The sequence below is a fragment of the Bartonella sp. AA16NXGY genome (assembly GCF_042197325.1).
Classification (GTDB): Bacteria; Pseudomonadota; Alphaproteobacteria; order Rhizobiales; family Rhizobiaceae; genus Bartonella.
Genome location: NZ_JBHIRR010000013.1, coordinates 1 through 18288 on the forward strand (window position 1 = coordinate 1; position 18288 = coordinate 18288).

General features: G+C 37.3%; 17 protein-coding genes and 1 tRNA gene. 3 read left to right on the top strand and 15 right to left on the bottom strand.

Features of this window, described 5'->3' with window-relative positions; genetic code table 11:
* Positions 1–151 precede the first annotated feature (151 nt).
* From ACFINK_RS07250 to rpmH, 8 genes are all read right to left on the bottom strand, one after another.
* A tRNA-Leu gene (locus tag ACFINK_RS07250) sits at positions 152–236 on the bottom strand.
* 114 nt (positions 237–350) lie between these two features.
* A complete protein-coding gene (locus ACFINK_RS07255; protein ID WP_375612252.1) occupies positions 351–971 on the bottom strand; it encodes a 2,3-bisphosphoglycerate-dependent phosphoglycerate mutase in 621 nt (206 codons plus the stop codon).
* Between the two features lie 28 nt (positions 972–999).
* Positions 1000–1812 (bottom strand): 4-hydroxy-tetrahydrodipicolinate reductase, encoded by an 813-nt coding sequence (dapB, locus tag ACFINK_RS07260; protein WP_375638529.1) that lies wholly within the window; start codon positions 1810–1812, stop codon positions 1000–1002.
* Positions 1813–3027: 1215 nt separating this feature from the next.
* Entirely contained in the window at positions 3028–3720 is a 693-nt protein-coding gene (locus ACFINK_RS07265; RefSeq protein ID WP_375612254.1) for a glutathione S-transferase family protein, read from the bottom strand.
* A 139-nt stretch (positions 3721–3859) separates the two neighbouring features.
* On the bottom strand, positions 3860–4504 hold the full coding sequence (yihA, locus tag ACFINK_RS07270; RefSeq protein ID WP_375613494.1) for a ribosome biogenesis GTP-binding protein YihA/YsxC: 645 nt from the start codon (positions 4502–4504) through the stop codon (positions 3860–3862).
* Positions 4501–6339: a membrane protein insertase YidC gene (gene yidC, locus ACFINK_RS07275; protein ID WP_375613495.1), complete on the bottom strand. Its 1839-nt coding sequence runs from the start codon at positions 6337–6339 to the stop codon at positions 4501–4503. The genes yihA and yidC overlap by 4 nt, the downstream gene beginning before the upstream one ends.
* On the bottom strand, positions 6329–6721 hold the full coding sequence (rnpA, locus tag ACFINK_RS07280; RefSeq protein ID WP_375612257.1) for a ribonuclease P protein component: 393 nt from the start codon (positions 6719–6721) through the stop codon (positions 6329–6331). The genes yidC and rnpA overlap by 11 nt, the downstream gene beginning before the upstream one ends.
* Positions 6722–6838: 117 nt before the next feature.
* Positions 6839–6973 (bottom strand): 50S ribosomal protein L34, encoded by a 135-nt coding sequence (gene rpmH / locus ACFINK_RS07285; RefSeq protein ID WP_375612258.1) that lies wholly within the window; start codon positions 6971–6973, stop codon positions 6839–6841.
* Positions 6974–7557: 584 nt separating this feature from the next.
* Here rpmH and ACFINK_RS07290 point away from each other — a divergent pair.
* The gene (locus tag ACFINK_RS07290) at positions 7558–8619 is read left to right on the top strand and encodes an Mrp/NBP35 family ATP-binding protein (RefSeq protein WP_375638531.1); all 1062 of its coding nucleotides are present in this window, start codon (positions 7558–7560) and stop codon (positions 8617–8619) included.
* 373 nt (positions 8620–8992) lie between these two features.
* Here the strand turns inward: ACFINK_RS07290 and ACFINK_RS07295 are convergent, their stop codons facing one another.
* From ACFINK_RS07295 to rsmI, 4 genes are all read right to left on the bottom strand, one after another.
* Entirely contained in the window at positions 8993–9784 is a 792-nt protein-coding gene (locus tag ACFINK_RS07295) for a pyrroline-5-carboxylate reductase (protein ID WP_375638533.1), read from the bottom strand.
* A gap of 56 nt (positions 9785–9840) precedes the next feature.
* Positions 9841–10086: a hypothetical protein gene (locus ACFINK_RS07300; RefSeq protein WP_375612261.1), complete on the bottom strand. Its 246-nt coding sequence runs from the start codon at positions 10084–10086 to the stop codon at positions 9841–9843.
* A 102-nt stretch (positions 10087–10188) separates the two neighbouring features.
* Positions 10189–10557, bottom strand: coding sequence for a YraN family protein (locus tag ACFINK_RS07305; RefSeq protein WP_375638555.1), 369 nt, complete (start codon positions 10555–10557; stop codon positions 10189–10191).
* Positions 10558–10561: 4 nt separating this feature from the next.
* Positions 10562–11449 carry a 16S rRNA (cytidine(1402)-2'-O)-methyltransferase gene (gene rsmI / locus ACFINK_RS07310; protein ID WP_375613498.1) on the bottom strand — a complete coding sequence of 296 codons (888 nt, stop codon included), beginning with the start codon at positions 11447–11449 and terminating at the stop codon, positions 10562–10564.
* Positions 11450–12760: 1311 nt separating this feature from the next.
* Here rsmI and ACFINK_RS07315 point away from each other — a divergent pair.
* The gene (locus tag ACFINK_RS07315; RefSeq protein WP_375638534.1) at positions 12761–12919 is read left to right on the top strand and encodes a hypothetical protein; all 159 of its coding nucleotides are present in this window, start codon (positions 12761–12763) and stop codon (positions 12917–12919) included.
* Between the two features lie 580 nt (positions 12920–13499).
* Here the strand turns inward: ACFINK_RS07315 and ACFINK_RS07320 are convergent.
* From ACFINK_RS07320 to ACFINK_RS07330, 3 genes are read right to left on the bottom strand one after another with little or no spacing between them, the layout of a single operon-like run.
* A complete protein-coding gene (locus ACFINK_RS07320) occupies positions 13500–15164 on the bottom strand; it encodes an electron transfer flavoprotein-ubiquinone oxidoreductase (protein WP_375638536.1) in 1665 nt (554 codons plus the stop codon).
* A gap of 3 nt (positions 15165–15167) precedes the next feature.
* Positions 15168–16088, bottom strand: a complete 921-nt coding sequence (locus tag ACFINK_RS07325; protein WP_375628248.1) for an electron transfer flavoprotein subunit alpha/FixB family protein — start codon at positions 16086–16088, stop codon at positions 15168–15170.
* Positions 16089–16139: 51 nt separating this feature from the next.
* Complete coding sequence (locus ACFINK_RS07330) at positions 16140–16886, bottom strand: electron transfer flavoprotein subunit beta/FixA family protein (protein WP_375628246.1); 747 nt, start codon at positions 16884–16886, stop codon at positions 16140–16142.
* Positions 16887–17399: 513 nt separating this feature from the next.
* Here ACFINK_RS07330 and ACFINK_RS07335 point away from each other — a divergent pair.
* Positions 17400–18218, top strand: a complete 819-nt coding sequence (locus ACFINK_RS07335; RefSeq protein ID WP_375638539.1) for a hypothetical protein — start codon at positions 17400–17402, stop codon at positions 18216–18218.
* The last annotated feature ends 70 nt before the right edge of the window (positions 18219–18288 follow it).

Consider the following 18288-nt stretch of genomic DNA (forward strand, 5'->3'; position numbering starts at 1 on the left):
GAATTAAAAGACGTTCTTGAGAAAGTTTGCAAAAAAAGAGGCGTCCTATAGAGATAGGTTGAAAAATCCTATTCCCTAACTTTTATTTACGCGTCCCTCACTGTAAAAAATATATGGAAAATCAATAAATTATTTTGGATAAAAAAGAACATGGTGCCCAAAAGAGGACTCGAACCCCCACGCCTTACGGCACAGGTACCTGAAACCTGCGCGTCTACCAATTCCGCCATCTGGGCTTATAAAATTCATCTAAGCGCATGAAGCAACTCTGTCAATAAAATTATAGAATTTATTTTTTCAGCTTAAAACGATAGCATTGAACTTTTGAGGGAGATCATGATTTTAGAAGTTTAAGGTGTGAGGACTGTCTTTGATAAAATTGTTGAATCCGGATTAAATGTGTAAATAATAGGAATGCCGGTCGCTAATTCTTGAGATATAATTTCCTCACCGGAGAGACCTTCAAGCACCATAATAAGAGCACGAAGAGAATTTCCATGTGCTGCGATCAAAACAGTTTGGGAGCGCAAAATATAAGGCTGGATATGGTAAAGATAATAAGGCCAGATGCGTGCACCGGTATCGCGTAGGCTTTCTCCATTCGGCGGCGCAATCGTATAGGAGCGGCGCCACATTTGCACTTTCTCCTGCCCCCATTGTTGGCGTACTTCATCTTTATTTAAACCAGAAAGATCACCATAATTACGTTCATTTAATGCGGGATTTTTTATCACTTCTAAATCTGATTGTCCCATTTGCTCTAAAATGTGCTGAGCGGTTTTTTGAGCTCGCTGTAAGGCAGATGTATAAGCGATATCAAACCTCAAACCATATTCTTTCAGTTTTTTTCCTGCTGCTATCGCTTCTGCATGACCTTTTTCTGTTAAATCGGGATCTTTCCAACCGGTAAAAAGGTTTTTGAGATTCCATTCACTTTGTCCATGACGAATTAGTGTAAGTATGCGTCCCATTATAAATTGCCTCTATTCTATTGATTACTTAAAATTCATCGTTCAATCCCAAAACATCGAACATTGAATAAAGACCGCTTTCATGATTTTGTGCCCATAAAGCTGCTTTTAATGCGCCATTGGCAAAGATAGAGCGTTCTTGCGCTGTATGTGAAAGAACAATGCGCTCATTGGAACCAGCAAAAATGACACTGTGTTCTCCAACAACTGTCCCACCACGTGAACAGGAAAAGCCAATGGCGCCTTTTTTGCGTTTACCTATATGACCATTGCGTTCGTTGACACACACATTTTTAAGCATAACATTGCGGCCTTCAGCTGCTGCTTGGCCAAGAAGAAGGGCTGTTCCAGAAGGAGCATCAACTTTGTTAGCGTGATGCATTTCATAAACTTCGATATCAAAATCATCGGCTTCTAATGCTTTAGCGGCTTTCTTTACAAGGTTGGCTAAAAGATTTATTCCAAGGCTCATATTTCCGGATTTGACAATTGTTGTATATTTCGCAAAATCTGCAATTTTTTCTTCTTCTGTTTTGCTAAATCCTGTGGTGCCAATAATATGGACAAGGCTTTTTTGAGCAGCGTAGTTAGCATAAAGAATACTGGCTTCTGGTTGTGAAAAATCTAAAATACCTTCTGTATTAGAAAAGGCATTTTCGGGATTGTCAGTGATACTAATCCCAAGAGAATCTGAACCAATTAATGCACTGGCATCTTTTCCTACAAACGGTGAGCCTTTACGTACAAGAACAGCACAAAGTTCTACATCTCTCCTCTGCTGGATTGCTGTAATGAGTTCACGTCCCATTCTTCCATTTGCACCAACAACTGTAAGGCGCATTTTTATCTCCTTATAATACTTTACTGTGCAGTATAGGCAAATTCTTGCCTTCTTTCCAATGGTTCTTTTTCTTTATAGAAAAATTTTTTTCCTGCTTTAATTTATCTTGTTGTGCTGTAAAATACTGTTGTTTAGAGCAAGTGATATAAGATCTACAAATTTAAATAGAGATGTTTTTCGTTGAGTGTGTGATGAATATTCCTAAGTAAGGTTTGCTTATGACACCTAAAGGAGATTGTGTATTACTTTACGCTTTTGTTTCTTTCGTTCTTTAAGGGGGGAGCGTTCTTCATGCAAAACAAGATCTCCCAAACAAAATACACCTATGTTGTCAATTCATGCGCTTTTCTTAAAGAAATATTTATCAATTCTTCTAAACTTATTTTATGATAGTGCTCGTGAGTGGTATCACGAGAGAGTATCCATGAATAATATAACATCTATTCTGCACCACTATCTTTATGCTTCATAAATAGAGAAAATTAGCATTATCACGTTTTGTTAGCCTTTAATGTTTTAATAATTCTTGGCACTTAGGCATTTTCATTCTTTTCTTTAATATTCTTTCATTTACCAATTCTATTTGTGACGCATAAGAAAGCGATTTTGATTGTTTTAAATGTGATGAAGGTAATGAGAAAAAGGTATTTGGAATTGATGATTAAAGTAAAAAAACGATTATTTATCATTGTATATAAATATGTTATCCATAAATACAATCACGTAAAAAGGGGGTAAAACAAGGGGCTAACAAGAAGTTGGATTGTTTACACACGAGAGTTGGTCGGATTCTTCATCTTTTAGGAAAGTCAGTTAAAAAAATTGTTATGTTGTAAAAACGCATGATGAGGATTTTTTTATTATAGAGCAAATAGTATATATGTTATGCAATGCGTTTTTTCATATATTGGGGAGACTTGAGGATAACATGCGTTAAGTATTGTTATTTTATTTGCCTAGCTTCTAATGATGCTACAGCTCTTGTATTTAAAGAGAGTCGTTAAAATGCTTTCTTAAATATTTTTTATCCCTGTGCTAATCTTTTTTTGTGACACGATAAGAAAGTATTTTTTTTGATTCAATTATAATGGGTCTTATTCCCTGTTGAATACGATTATAAATCATTATATCGTTTATACGCATGCATAAAAGTTCATAAACCTATAAATATCCTTTAGATAAAATATCACTTTTATTTTTGTTTGTGAGAGAAGGCTAGAAATCAAGATCTGCATAGTGAGCACTTGCAACAATTCCGCGGACGCGATCTGTTAAAAGAGAACGAAAAGAAGGGCGTGATTTAATTCTCATATACCAGTCTTTGGCAGCAGGAGATTGTTCCCAGTCAATTTCCCCTAGAAAGTCAAGTACAGAAATAGAAGCTGCTGCTGCTAGATCTGCATAGGATAAGGCAGAACCGACTAAGCTATCGCGAGAGGCACAGAGCCAATTGAGATAGTTCATATGTGGTAAAATATTGGCACGTGCATTGCGTAAAATTTGTGAATTAGGAGCACCACCGCCGATGGCAAGTGGCATTTCACGTTTATGGATTCGTTCTCGTACGATATGGCGCGTTGCTTCATTTTCGAATTTATTTAAGAACCAGTCATTGAGACGGCGTACTTCCGCACGATCTAAAGGATTTTCTGGAAAGAGCTTATTTTCTTGTCGTAAACTTCCATGTGTTTCGTCTAAATATTCGCAGATAACAAGAGGACCTGATAATGGAACCTCGTGTTCATCGAGAAAAACAGGAACATGACCAGCGGGATTGAGGGCTAGAAATTCGTGTCTTCTTGCCCATTCATATTCTTCAATCAGTTGAGTGGTTACACCATATTCCCCAAGAATGAGGCGTATGAAGCGCGAGGCAGAGGATAGGGGAGAGTGAAAAAGTGTCAGCATAATTTACACTATCAAATAGAGTTGAAGAGAATTCTTTCAAGTAATCATTTTTATAAAGATGCTTGACTAGAAGTACAAGATCATTAGTAGCTGCTAGTAATTATAATTAATAAATTGTTAATGACTAGGAATTGTTCTCTTATGCGATGGTTTGCAAAATGGCAGCACGTAATTCTTCTAAACCGATAGCTTTTTCTGAAGAGGTTACAAGAAGCTCAGGATAAGCTGCTGGGCGTTTAAGAAGCTTTGTTTGTGTGCTCATAATTAATTTTTCCAAGGCATTTGATTTGATTTTATCGCTTTTTGTCAAAACAATGTGATAAGAAACAGCTGCTTTATCAAGGAGAGCAAGAACATCTTCATCATTATTTTTGATTCCGTGCCGTGAATCAATTAAGATATATACACGTTTTAACGTTGTGCGCCCCCGTAAATAGCTAAAAATCAAATTTGTCCACGCATCAACAAGATTTTTAGGAGCAGCAGCAAAACCATAACCAGGCATATCTACTAATGCTAGAGGGGGAAGGTCTCCTAGTTGCCCACTGAATCCATCGGGGATAAAATAATTAAGCTCTTGAGTCCGTCCTGGTGTATTTGAGGTACGTGCTAAGCTTTTTTTTTGGACGAGTGCGTTGATTAAAGATGATTTTCCAACATTGGAACGTCCTGCAAATGCAATTTCTGGTGGTCCTTCGGGGGGGAGAAAGCGTATTGCTGGTACACCACGAATAAAAATCCAATTGCGAGAAAAAATTCCAGAAAGGGAAGAATCTCTTGTCATTCATGCACTTCTTTTTTGGGTGATCTTCTCCAGATGGCTTTCAGATTATCAAAAAGCTCAATTTTAACTCCTTGGCGCTTCATCATGATACCTTGCTGAATGATTGATAATATATTGTTCCATGCCCAATAGATGACGAGACCAACAGGGAAAGAGGCGAGCATAAAAGTAAAGACAACAGGCATCCATGTGAATATCATCGCTTGGGTTTGGTCTTGAGGAGCGGGATTCATACGCATTTGTAAAAACATCGTTATTCCCATAATCAAAGGCCATGCACCAATCATAAGAAATGTTGGCGTTGTATATGGCAAGAGACCAAACAAGTTAAAAAGAGAAGTTGGATCGGGTGCCGCTAAATCTTTAATCCAGCCAAAGAAAGGGGCATGGCGCATTTCAATGGTGATATAGAGAACTTTATAAAGAGCAAAGAATATTGGGAATTGAACCAACATCGGCCAACAGCCTGCAAGGGGATTTATTTTTTCGGTTTTATATAGTTCTATTATTGCCTTTTGTTGTTTGGTTTGGTCATCGGGATACTTTTCTTTTATTTCTAGCAACCGCGGTTGTAAAAGCTTCATGCGTGCCATAGATTTATAAGATTTATTGGCTAGAGGGAAAAGAAGAGTTTTTAAGAGCACTGTGACAAGAAGGATGGCGATACCAAAATTCCCTGTTTGTTTATAAAGAATATCAATGAGGGAAAACATTGGTTTGGTGATGAAATCAAACCAGCCCCAATCAATTAAAAGAGCAAACTTTTTGATTTTTAGGTCATTTTGATAACTATTAATAATTTCAACTTGTTTTGCACCAGCAAAAAGACGATTTGTAACAGTTTTTGTTTCATTTGGGGCAATCGTTAAAAGCGACCCTAGCAAGTCAGACTGATAATGTGTTTGCAAACGATCAAAATAAATAAAACGGCTTGTATATTCTTTATTTTGCGGGGGAATAACTGCTACAGCCCAATATTTATCGGTAATACCAATCCAACCTCCTGTTACTTTGGAAAAAGTCACGCTCTTTTGCCCATTATCAGGATTTGGGTCAAGCTCTGCTAAGGTTTTATATTTTTCAGTTTTGAGCGAATCTCCAGCAATACCTATCATACCTTCATGAAGTAAATAGGTTGCATTTGTATGTTCTGGTGGTGCAGCACGTGCAACGCGGGCATAGGACGAGAGATGTATTGGTTGATCACTTTCATTGCTGATAGAATCCTCAATGGTAAACATGAAATGATCATCAACAGAAAGGGTCCGTCGGAAGATTTGTCCCTGTCCATTATTATAAATTAAAGTGATAGGTGTTGAAGGAGTCAGGATTGTATTGTTTCCCTCTACTTGCCATTTTGTATCCGATTGTGGCAAGGCTTTTGCTGGCAAAGACGCACTTGCAAAACCAAATTCAGCAAGGTAGGTCGTTTTGAAACCTTTAGGGTTTAGCAAATCGATTTCCGGTGATTTTTTATCGACTGTTAAACGATATTTTTTGAGGTGAAGATCATCAAATTGTGCACCAACAAGATTAATAGAGCCTTCCAGTTCATTGGTTTGGATCGCAATACGCTCTGTTTTGGCCAATACAGCTTTCCGGATTTCAGGTGTCATGGGCTGTTCGATGATAGATGTAGCTTGATACGTTGAGGTATCGTCAGAAAAATCTGTCGTGGTAGTAGAAAGGGCTGATTGTTGTTTTGACAATTGCTGTGCGATGACTTGTTGTTTTTGTAACTTTGCTTGTTTGGGAGCAACATGAAGAAATTGCCATGCGATGAGCACCACGAAAGATAAGCCAATAGCGATAAAGAAATTGCGATTATATTCCATCCGTACACCCTTGTTGTTGTTGCTGATGTTTTATTTTTGGTTTTATTCGCCGATTTAATTCACTAATCAAGGATGTAAAAGGTGCATGTAACACATCACGGTACGCTACAATGACATAGTCTGTTCCTGCTTCCATGTGGTTTGTTACACCAACTCTCACGGCCTCACGCAAGCGCCTTTTAATACGATTACGTTTCACAGCATTACCGTTTTTACGGGTAACAGTGAAGCCTACACGTGCAAAAAGAGAATCTTTTCTTTCTGTTGTTTGTTCACGAGATTTAACTTCGAGCAAAAATAAAGGACCACGTCGTTTTTCTCCTGTACGGACAGCCAAAAAGTCTGCTCTTTTGCGAATACGGCAGGGATGTTTTTTCTTCATAAAAGAATATTTCGCAATTTCATTAAATGCCTGCAAGCAGACATTGTAGGTTCATAATAAAAGTTTCACAACGAAGAAACGATGAGCAATCCTCAACGGTTGTGAAAATTTAAATGGTTAAGCAGAAAGCCGCTTACGTCCACGAGCACGTCTTGCAGCAATAATTTTACGTCCTCCAGCTGTGGCCATGCGTGCACGAAACCCATGGCGGCGTTTACGGACAAGTTTAGAGGGTTGGTAAGTACGTTTCATTTATTTAAATACCGCGGAGTGCGGCCCTTCTTAATCTTCGTTTTATGAGTAGTTATGCGCGAGATAAACAATTTTATCCTATCATACGGCTGTTAACCCATAAGGAAAAATATAAAAAAAGTCAATCTTAGATTGTTTTTCTCTCTCTTGAAAGAATACAAAACACCTTATAACTATCTGTAACGCTTTTTTACAATACTGTAGGAGTGTTAGAAAATAACGATTGAAGCTACAGAACATAAATAGCTAGGGCCTTAAAGAATTAAAGAAGGTGTGACTGATTACTGTATGCTCAATTTAAAATATCCTTTAAGATTAAGAGTTTTTTTCAGTTTTTGTTTTTACAAAATTTTTATCAGAATATTCATTAAAGTGGTTGTAGCACAAACGTGATTGATAGGATTTTATAGCAGATTTTATGTTTGAGCTTCTTTATTTTAAGGATGGTTTCATATTTTTAAAGAGATAAGAGATGTATACTTTATAATGCTGAGTAAAGTAGAAAATTATCAGGTGATGAACCTTGTAAGTATTTTTCGTTCTTATGCTTATATTTGCTGGTATTTTTATAGAGAGGAAAGAACATGAATCTTATCACAAGTGAGGCTGTCCGCAACGTATTACGTACAATCAAAGGACCAGATCTTGAAAGCGATATTGTGTCGTTGGGTCTTCTTTCAGAAATATTGATTGCTGATGGTAAGGTTTTCTTTTCCATTACAGTTCCTGATGGAGGTGTGCAAAAATGGGAATCATTGCGTCGTTCTGCTGAAAAGGTGGTATGTGCTTTGGAGGGAGTGAAATCTGCTGTTGTTACACTTACAGCAGAAAAAATAACAAAGACAGCACCTAGTCGAAGAGCAAATCTCTTACCGATCAAAATGCCCATAGAAGGTGTGCGGCATGTGATTGCTGTTGCTTCTGGAAAAGGAGGGGTCGGAAAATCTACGATGGCAATAAATATCGCCTTAGCTTTACAAGATTCTGGTTTCAAGACGGGGGTGATGGATGCTGATATTTATGGTCCTTCGTTGCCACGTTTGACAGGACTTGTTAATCAAAAACCACAGCTTATTGGAGAAAAAAAGATTCAACCTCTTGAAAAATTTGGACTTAAATTGATGTCGATGGGATTTTTGGTTGAGGAAGAAAAGCCGGTAGTATGGCGTGGTCCTATGGTTATGGCAGCTGTAACGCAATTGTTACGAGATGTTGTATGGGGGCCTCTGGACGTTTTAGTCGTTGATATGCCGCCCGGTACAGGGGATGCACAATTAACGCTTGCCCAACAGGTACAATTAACAGGTGCGTTGGTTGTCTCTACGCCCCAAGATCTTGCTTTAGTGGATGCACGTAAAGCAATAGAAATGTTCATGAAAGTTAATGTTCCTATTTTAGGACTCATTGAGAATATGAGTTATTTTATCGCTCCTGATACGGGAAAACGCTATGATATTTTTGGCTATGGTGGTGCACGGGCAGAAGCGGAACGTCGAGAAGTCCCTTTCTTAGCGGAAATACCGCTTGATGCAGCTTTACGATTTTCTTCAGATGAAGGAATCCCTATTTTTGTTGCTAAGCCTAGTGAAGAGCATGCTAAACTATATCGTAAAATTGTTGATCAAATAAAAAATCAACTCTTTTGAATGGGGGGGATGTTATAAGAGAGTTTATTAAAACACAATCATGAAAGACATAAAAATAGTCGCTTCTTTGTAAGAGGAAGTTTTAATGTGTGAATGGAGTATATAGGTTAAATAAACAAAAAATTATTCATGCGTTTGGATAACCTGAAGGGGAACAAAATTGAAGAGCTAGAGCTGTGAGGTAGAAAAAAATATTGGACTTGAGGCAAAAAGAAGAAGACCGAAAATAAAAATAATTTAGAAAAATTGTAAAAGGTTGTAAAAAATATTTTAATAATCAATTTTTTCATAAAAAAGCATTTTTTGATGTGAGTTTTCTTGATATACATCTTCAACATTTAGTTTTTTCTTATTGAGATGATAAAAATATTGGTCAAGTCTTTTTAGAAGCATTCATTTTTTGCAAAGTAGCTTCAAGAGCCATTGTTAAAGCATTCTTTCCCCCTTGTTGAGAAAAGTAATTTGACAAAAATTCATTTGTTCCACCCTTTGTTGAAAACTCTTTTTCAAGCAGTGCAAAATCGAGAGATACAGAACGATCCGTTGCTATAGTTTTACGCATTTCATCTGTAAGATTTCCAAACATCATGGTAAGGAATTCTGCTGATTGTTGTTTTTTTAACCCTTGTGTTATAAACCATTGATGGGCAGTTTTTATAAAATTAAAATATACTCCCATAAGTGAACCAGCTGTCATAAAAAGATTAAACTGCTCTTCCTTATCCAGCACCAATGTGCCCCCCAATGCATCAAATAAAGTGCGCAAAAAGGGATGATTGGGATAGATTGGTGTCAAATTTTTGCATTTTGCAACAAAAGGTAATGGAACAGCACGATAAACTTTATGATTAATCCACTCTTCTATTTCTGCTGCTTTTGCCATAGCAAGTACGGAAATAACCAGCTGTTCTGGACGAAAACAAAGAGAGCGCAAAACGTCTTCTGCAATTTGATTGGGCAAGCAAAGAAAAACACAATCACTAACATCGAGCAACGCTTGGTTATTTTCAGCAATCATAACTTTATCATAAGTGCGTGAAAGGCGCTTTGCTGTTTGTGCATTGCGAGGCGAAACAATAATGGAAGAAACATCAAAGTTGCTTGTCATTAAGCCATTCACCATTGAAGCACTGATTGTACCCGTTCCCAAAAAGCCAAGTCTCATTATCTATTTCTCAGTTTCATATTTTAAAAGGAATTTCAATCAACATCTCAGGTGTTTTAACTAACATAAACGCTAATTGAAGAAGCAACACATAACATAGCAAGAATAATCAAAACCAAATAGATTTTGGGCTTGTCAAAGAGAACGGCAAAAGCAGAAAACCAACCAACAACAGCTGCGGCTAATGCAAATAAAAAACCTGGTTTATTCATAAGCACAATATGCATTGCCATTAAACCACCAATAATTAGCGCTCCAAAAATGATGAGCAAACCTGTTGCAAACTTTTCATAATCATCCATATTTCGCTCCTTATAGCGCTCAATTATTACACACTTTTTAACGCATATGCACATAAAAACGAAATGTTTTTTATTGAATATGGTTAAAACGGGGGGTGCCGTTTATTGATCAGATGTAAAAAATGCAGGGATATGCTGTGGCCAACGCCAAGGTAAAATTGCAATTAAATCAAAGCGTACAGACAAAAGGGCATAATCTTTTTGCCGTGCGAGCCAAATATCGGCAGCTGCCTCAATTCGCTTTTCATTCATTCGGGAAACCGCTTCCATTGCTTCAGCCAACGTTGAACGTGCTTTAACTTCAACGATTAACACAAGATTTCCGCGTCGTGCAATTAAATCAATTTCTCCACATTTTGTTTTAAAACGCCTTTCGGCAATGTGAAACCCTTTGCAACGTAGCCACAAAGCTGCCAATTTTTCTGCACGAATCCCTCGATAAAAAGACTTTTGTCTGCGTTTTTTTTGTATCATTTTACGCATTTTTTAAAAAGATTAATCGCTGAAAAAGTTCCTGCTTTTTAAAACCGGTTTTTTTTGCAACAAAAGCTGCCGCTTGAGCAGCAGAATGTGTCCGTGCGCGTTCTAATAGCATTTCATCAATTTCTTGATCACTTATCACATTTAAAGAAGAAGATGATTCTCCAACAAGGACAACAATTTCCCCACGAATATGTGCTTGTTTTCTGTAATTTTCTAACAAATTTCCCAAATTGGAAACATCTACTGTTTCAAACTTTTTTGTTAATTCACGACAAATGGCAGCAGGTCGATCAGCCGAAAAAAGAGTGACCATATCCTGTAAAGTTTCAACAAGACGATGCGGTGATTCATAAAAAATCAAAGTTGCTGGAATCTCTTTTAATTGTTCCAACCGTTTTCGGCGCTGTAGCTTTCGTGCACTCAAAAAACCTGCAAAAAAAAAGCTATCAGTAGGAAGCCCTGTCGGTATAAGAGCGGCTAAAAGAGCGGATGCTCCAGGAATAGGAATAATTTTATGACCAGCTTTACGGGCCTCTTCCACCAATCGAAATCCAGGATCAGAAATAAGTGGTGTTCCGGCATCTGAAACAAGTGCTACTGTTTTGTTTTCTGCTAAAGCCGCTAAGAGCTTCGGACCCGCTTTTTGCGCATTATATTCATGATAGAGAAAAGGTTTTTTTTGAATACCGTAACGTTCCAACAAAACACGTGTTACTCGCGTATCCTCACACGCTAAAATATCAATTCCTGCAAGTACTTGCAAAGCACGAAGCGTAATATCTGCAAGATTTCCGATAGGTGTTGCCACAAGATAAAGCCCTGATTCTATAACGGGTGCAGAATAAGCATGCGCACCTATAAAATATGCTTTTTCACACATGCTCTTTTCTTTTCATTAAATTCTCCTCACCACAAGATTTTTATCCATACTCATAAGCCATTTTAGCTCATTTTTTACCAGCACATTTTTTATCATTACAAAGGCTTACCTTATTCGAATAATCGATTACACTACAATAAGATAATTTCATATTTAATATCTTAATTTAACATTATTATCTATTTTGATCCGCGTTATTTTTTCCAGTAAAACAAATTCCAAATGTAACCAATATTCTATCTACCCCATGATTTTCTATAAAGTTTTTCCTTCGAGAACCAAAAAACAATTTTACCCAATGTTATAATCTCATGCTTGTTTGTGCTCTTTTAAAAGCTAAGCTTTTTAGATTATTTCCATAACGCCGATTTTTCAAATATTCTATTGATATCCAAACTGTTTTTCTGAGCAAATGTAAACAGCCCCTTTTGAAACACATACAGTTAACTGGCAGCTGACTTGATCAAATATAAGCTCTTATCAGCAAAATACTTTATTTTTTCATATTCTCTACAGCTTTAACAGTATACAGTATAATGAGTACCTTAGAAAAGTTTAAGGCTAAATTTTATCTTAAACATTTGATTTATAATAGAAAATTTATTATTTTGCCTATTAATTAGGAGCTTTAAATATCGTAACATTATCTCAGCTCTTCTTATAGTCAATTAATCAAAATCATTTTTGTGCATCTTGAAACCTCCTTAAAACAAAGATTATCGCCTCATTGGAGATCGCAGAGAAAATAATGCTGTTAGCTTGTACTTTTTATTTCATAAATATGGAACTGTTCGTTCACAGGATTGCGTTATACCTTTTTCGGATAGTGTCGCAAAATTATTGTTTGATATGAGAGCTATCTCTTAAAAACAAGCCCATGACTGAACAACACAAGTCTGCTTTAATTTTGGATACCTTATTTTTTCTGAAGGATATGCTCCCATAAAAAAACGTAAGTAATAAAAGCGGGGACAATACGTTATCTCTTCTTTTTAGAGGATATTGTGATGCTTTTGAAAGTTTTAAAACCGAATGGACAGATGATAGTAAAGAGGAAAACAGTTTTTTCCTTTCAGATTTGATGTTCTTGCTAAATGAAGCTGTATTTTCGTTTCAGAGATTACTCAAATAGAATATGCAATATTTTTGCTCTAGCTACAAAAGCTGGAACGGCGTGCAGAGCTTTCATTCACCTTAATCTTTCTTTTAAATATACCACTTGTGTTCAATTTGGATGTTGATTTACAAGCAATAGCGAAAGCACAAGCTTTATAAAAAAAACAACTCTATAAAACGCGTCATAGAGTGGTCATGAAAGCTATTTTGTTTTTTATCAGGTGTTTTGCTAATAGCGATAGTCTCCATGGCTTGGCATCTGCTTATTCTTACGGTATTTGTACACATTCATTGCAGTATATTGGTAAGGTTAGATGCAAGGCGATTATCCTTGATGCAAAAATAAAAGGTTAATGTGAGATTAAAGATTTTTTCGTGTCATTATCAGTAGAAACATTATAAAGGGCTTGAACAAGCATGCTCTTTATCTCTTTATCTCACAATGTTTTTTCTACATTCATTCGTGGTTTTTCTTGAGTGAGCATTACTTGGCAAGTGTAGGAGAAAAAATAAACTTGAATTGTACCTCCGTAGGTTTTGCTCTTGGCTAGTTAAAACGACTGATGTTTCTTATGAGAGGGCTAAAAGCATTTTGGATCATATGGGAGAGGGGGTAAAGTAGAACGGGCTTATTTTCCTTCAGGTTTTCGAGAACCGCGGCTGTTCCTTTATCGCAGAATTGTCAAGAATATATTTATTATTGTTTTGTCATTTAAATAAAAAAATTTTGATAAAAATATGTTATGTTTTTCTATTGAAAAAATTCATGCGGTGAAGAGAGTATTTTATATGAGAATAGAGTTCTTTTTACATTGTGAAAGAACGTATGCAGGAAGGTGATTGATAGATTTCTGATCTGAGGGAAATATTTTTATCCATTGCGTTTTGTATATTTCAATTTTAGGAAAATGAACAATGATTATACATTGGGGAATTACATATTGGGATAGAAGGGGCCCTCATTGCCTTGCGGACAGATCCAAGTGATATTTTGGTTTGGATCTTTGATATCGCATGTTTTACAATGTATGCAATTTGAAGCGTTTATCATATAAGTCAGATGATCATTATCCTCTAGCCACTCGTAGACAGCGGCGGGACAATAGCGTGTAGAGGGTCCTCCATAGATTGCATATTCAGAGTCCTTTTGCTTTTTTAATGAGGCTATTTTTAAATGACAAGGTTGATTTTCTTCATGATGCGTATTGGAAAGGGCAACACTTGAAAGGCGATCAAAGGTTACAACGCCATCTGGTTTTGGGTAAGAAATGGGTTGAAATTTTTCTGCTGGTTCAAGGCATGCATAATCTTCCTTTCCGTGGGAGAGTGTTTTAAATAAGGAAAATCCGAACAGTTGTTGCCACCACATATCAAAACCAGCAAGTTTAATTCCATATTTTGTCCCATATTTTGCCCAGAGCGGTTTGGCATTTCGCACTTTATAAAGATCTTTGCCAATGAGCCCTTTTCGCCACTGTTCTTCGATTTCTTTAACCTCATCATGGGCACGCCCTTGTGCAAGAGCGGTAGCCATTTTATCGGCAGCTAATATGCCAGATAAGATGGCATTGTGTGATCCTTTGATACGAGGAACATTGACAAATCCAGCAGAGCAGCCAATAAGCGCCCCACCAGGAAAGGTGAGTTTTGGTACAGATTGCCAACCTCCTTCGCTGATAACACGTGCACCATAGGAAAGACGTTTTGCGCCTTTAAAGATTTTATAGAGTTTTGGATGTGTTTTAAAACGTTGAAATTCTTCAAAGGGAGAAAGATAAGGATTTTTGTAATCTAAGTGCACAACAAAACCGACAGAAATGATATTGTTTTCTTGGTGATAAATAAAGCCACCGCCACCGGTATTATTGTCTAGGGGCCAACCAGTGAAATGTTGTACTAAACCGCGTTGGTGTTTGTTGGGGGCAATTTCCCAGAGCTCCTTGAGACCAAGACCAAATTTTTGTGGTTCTCGATTTTTGCTAAGATTAAAATGTTGTATCAGTTGTTTTGCAATTGAGCCGCGTGCTCCTTCCGCAATCAGAGTATATTTTGCTAATAAAGCCATCCCAGGCATATAATTTTTTCCAGGGGTTCCATCTTTGTTAAGCCCCATATCACCGGTGAGAACACCAATGATAGCTCCGTTATCTTTTTGGATGATGGGTTCTGTTGCTGCAAAACCAGGATAGATTTCAACACCCAACGCTTCAGCTTTTTTGCTTAGCCAGCGGCAGACGCTCCCAAGCGAAACGATATAACATCCGTTATTTGATAAGATTTTAGGGTGCAAAATATTGGGAAATACTGTGGACTTTTGAGGCTTTAGAAAAAAAAATTGGTCTTGTGTGACAGGGGTTGTGAAGGGATGGTCGTTATCATTTCGCCATTCTGGTAAGAGTGTGTCGATACCAATGGGGTCAACAACTGCGCCAGAGAGAATATGTGCACCAACTTCGGTTCCTTTTTCAACAATTGTGACAGAAAGCTCAGGATTAATTTGTTTAAAACGAATTGCGGCAGAAAGCCCTGCAGGTCCTGCTCCGACAATGACTATGTCAAACTCCATACTTTCACGTTGGTCATGCAGAGGTGCTTTCATGGCTTATAAAGCTTTCTCCAATTCTGGAATAATTTGGTGGAGATCACCTACAAGGGTGTAATCGGCAATTTGCATGATGGGAGCTTCTTCATCTTTATTAATGGCAACAATAATTTGTGCATCCATTATACCGGCTACATGCTGGATTGCACCGGAAATGCCAACGGCGATATAGAGTTCAGGGGCAACGACTTTTCCTGTTTGTCCAATTTGCCAATCATTGGGAGCATAGCCTGCATCCACTGCTGCGCGGCTGGCACCTAAAGCAGCATTTAATTTGTTTGCAAGAGGAAGAAGCAGGGCCATAAATTTCTCTTGAGAACCAAGACCACGCCCGCCTGATATAATAACACGTGCTGAGGTGAGCTCAGGACGATCACTTTTGTTTGTCTCTGCTTTTACGAAAGAAGAAAGATTTGGATTGGGAGCTGGTGTTATTGTTTTAATGGGAGCAGAATTATTTTGGGAAGGCGTTGGGGTGAAAGAAGCGGTGCGAACTGTTATAATCTTTTTATAATCATTGGTGCGTACAGTTTCAAATGCATTGCCTGCATAAATTGGTCGTTTGAAGGTATTGGGTGAAAGAATGGCGGTAATATCTGAAATTTGCATAAGATCAAGAAGAGCTGCTACGCGCGGCATCACATTTTTCCCAGTACTGCTGGATGCTGCCATGATCACATCATAATCCTTTGCTAACATGAGAATTGTATCTGACATAGGCTCGGCAAGTTGATGGGCTAAATAGTCTGCTTTTGCAATAAGAACTTGCCGCACACCATTAAGTTTAGCACTATTTTCCGCTATCGTTTGAATTTTTTCTCCGCAAATCAGAATATCGATATCATTACTGAGTACGCGTGCAGCGGTGAGTGCTTTTGCTGTTTCTTCTGTATTATGATCGGCCAATAAAAGAATTGCCATAAGTTTTTGCCCTTTTATGTGAGTGTTGCTTTTACTCTAGTGGTGAGAATATTAAATGCAGTTCTTCTGTTTTAAGGCTCTGACAAGTTCTACTACATTTGCCACTTTTATACCGGATTGACGGGGTTTTGGCTCTTCAACGCTTAAAATTATTAAGCGTGCTTTCGTATCGACGCCAAGATCAGTAAGAGATTTTTGTTCAATGATTTTCTTTTTTGCTTTCATGATATTGGGGAGAGAGGTGTAACGCGGTTCATTGAGCCGTAGATCGGCGGTCATAACCATGGGAAGGGGAAGACAAAGGGTTTGTGTTCCATTATCAACTTCACGAGTAACTGTAGCATGCCCATTTTCTATGTTAAGATGTGAGGCAAAAGTTGCTTGTCCCCACCCAAGAAGAGCAGCGAGCATTTGTCCTGTTTGGTTGCTATCGTCATCAATTGCTTGTTTTCCTAAAAAGACCATGTCGGGTTTTTCTTCATCAACAATGGTTTTGAGAATCTTAGCAATTGCTAAGGGTTCAAGTGTTTGATCCGTTGTGACAAGAAGTGCGCGATCAGCTCCCATTGCAAGTCCTGTTCGTAGAGTTTCTTGAGCTGCTTCTGGGCCAATTGAAACAAGAAGAACTTCTGAAATTTTACCGGATTCTTTTTGGCGAATGGCCTCCTCCACGGCTATCTCATCAAAAGGATTCATAGACATTTTTACGTGAGACAGATCAACGCCTGTACTATCCGGTTTGACGCGTATCTTGATGTTATAATCAACAACACGTTTGACAGCGACAATTATCTTCATAATGATCCTCTTTGTTTGTATGTTACAAGTTTATAGCAATACTCATAAGAAACCAAATTGTTTAGAATGAAGTCTCAATTTATAACTTGTGTTCTCTTTCGTATAAGCTTTTTTATGTTTACTTGTACTTTCTCGTCGTCATTTTCAATCTTCATATTTTTGCATTGCCATAATTGCCTTATTTGCTTGAATAAAAAGTAAAAAAATCAAACTGTCTTGTGAGAATATTCTTTTTTAGTTTCTTATGCTTTGTTTATGATGGTGCAATAGGTCCTTTATGCAATGAAAAATTAAGTGAAAAAGATAAAAATGGGGGAATGATTTTGCTCTTCAAATCTTGAAGACAGAAAAATTAAAGATCTTTCTTTCAAATATTTTAGATAAAGATTGGGGAAAATATTTCTAACAAAAAAGTTTTTGGAAGTTCTTAAAGCTCTATTTACTAAAATAGAGCACACTTTCTCATCATTTGTTGCGATTCTTTTCAAAAAGGTTAATGAGGGGTAGGCGTTTGTGAATACGAAGGGTCATACGATCGACCAGGCGACCAAACAGGTTAGGAACGATAAAGTCTTTTCTTTTGTTGAACAGAAAGAGAGAATGGATACTTCTGTAGAAGTAACGATGTCGGATATTGCTCAAAAATTACGCACCGTTTATGCGCAAATGCAAATGAAGCATTCGCCTCGTTCTTTAATGCAGCAGAATTCGGTAGAAGAGCATTTTAAATCTTACTTAGATGATATTAGTCGGGCCATTTTGGCTGAACATTATATACGTCGTCAAAGAGAAAAAAAGCTTTTCCAGTCTTTAGAGCAGATTAAAACAATTGTTCAAAGTTTGCAGAGTGAAAAAAAAAGCTTAGAAGAAGCAGCGGTAACACGACGGGTGTCTCGTTCAAAATCACCTGATTCTGTTGTACAAAAACTTGCTCACATGGAATGTGAGGGAAATCAAGAACGCTTATTACTTCAAAAGGTGCAAAATTATTCGAAAGAAAACAGCATAATTTCACTCCAAACAAATGTTGAAAATACGTTGCAGCAAGAAAATAGAAGCCCTTTGCCCAGTGATGCTCTGCAATCTTCTTTTAAAAAGGTTGAGGGAGTAGTGAAGCATGCTGTGATAAAAGAAAAGGGGATGATGGGTGCTCAGGCATCTAATCATTGCATTGAGAATGATTTTTCTTCTTTAAGGACGCAGTCTCGGGAACATGTGTCGTTTTTATCTTATTTGCTAAAAAAAGGTGTTCTTTGTTTTTTAACCGTTGCATTTGTGGTAGCGATAACGTTATGTTTTTATAGCTTTTTAAAAGGAGCTCGTTTTTTTTAATTTTTATGATGTTGATGTTAATAGATGTGAAATGTATTGCGCATTCGTGTTTGTGCGGAAGCTATAGCAA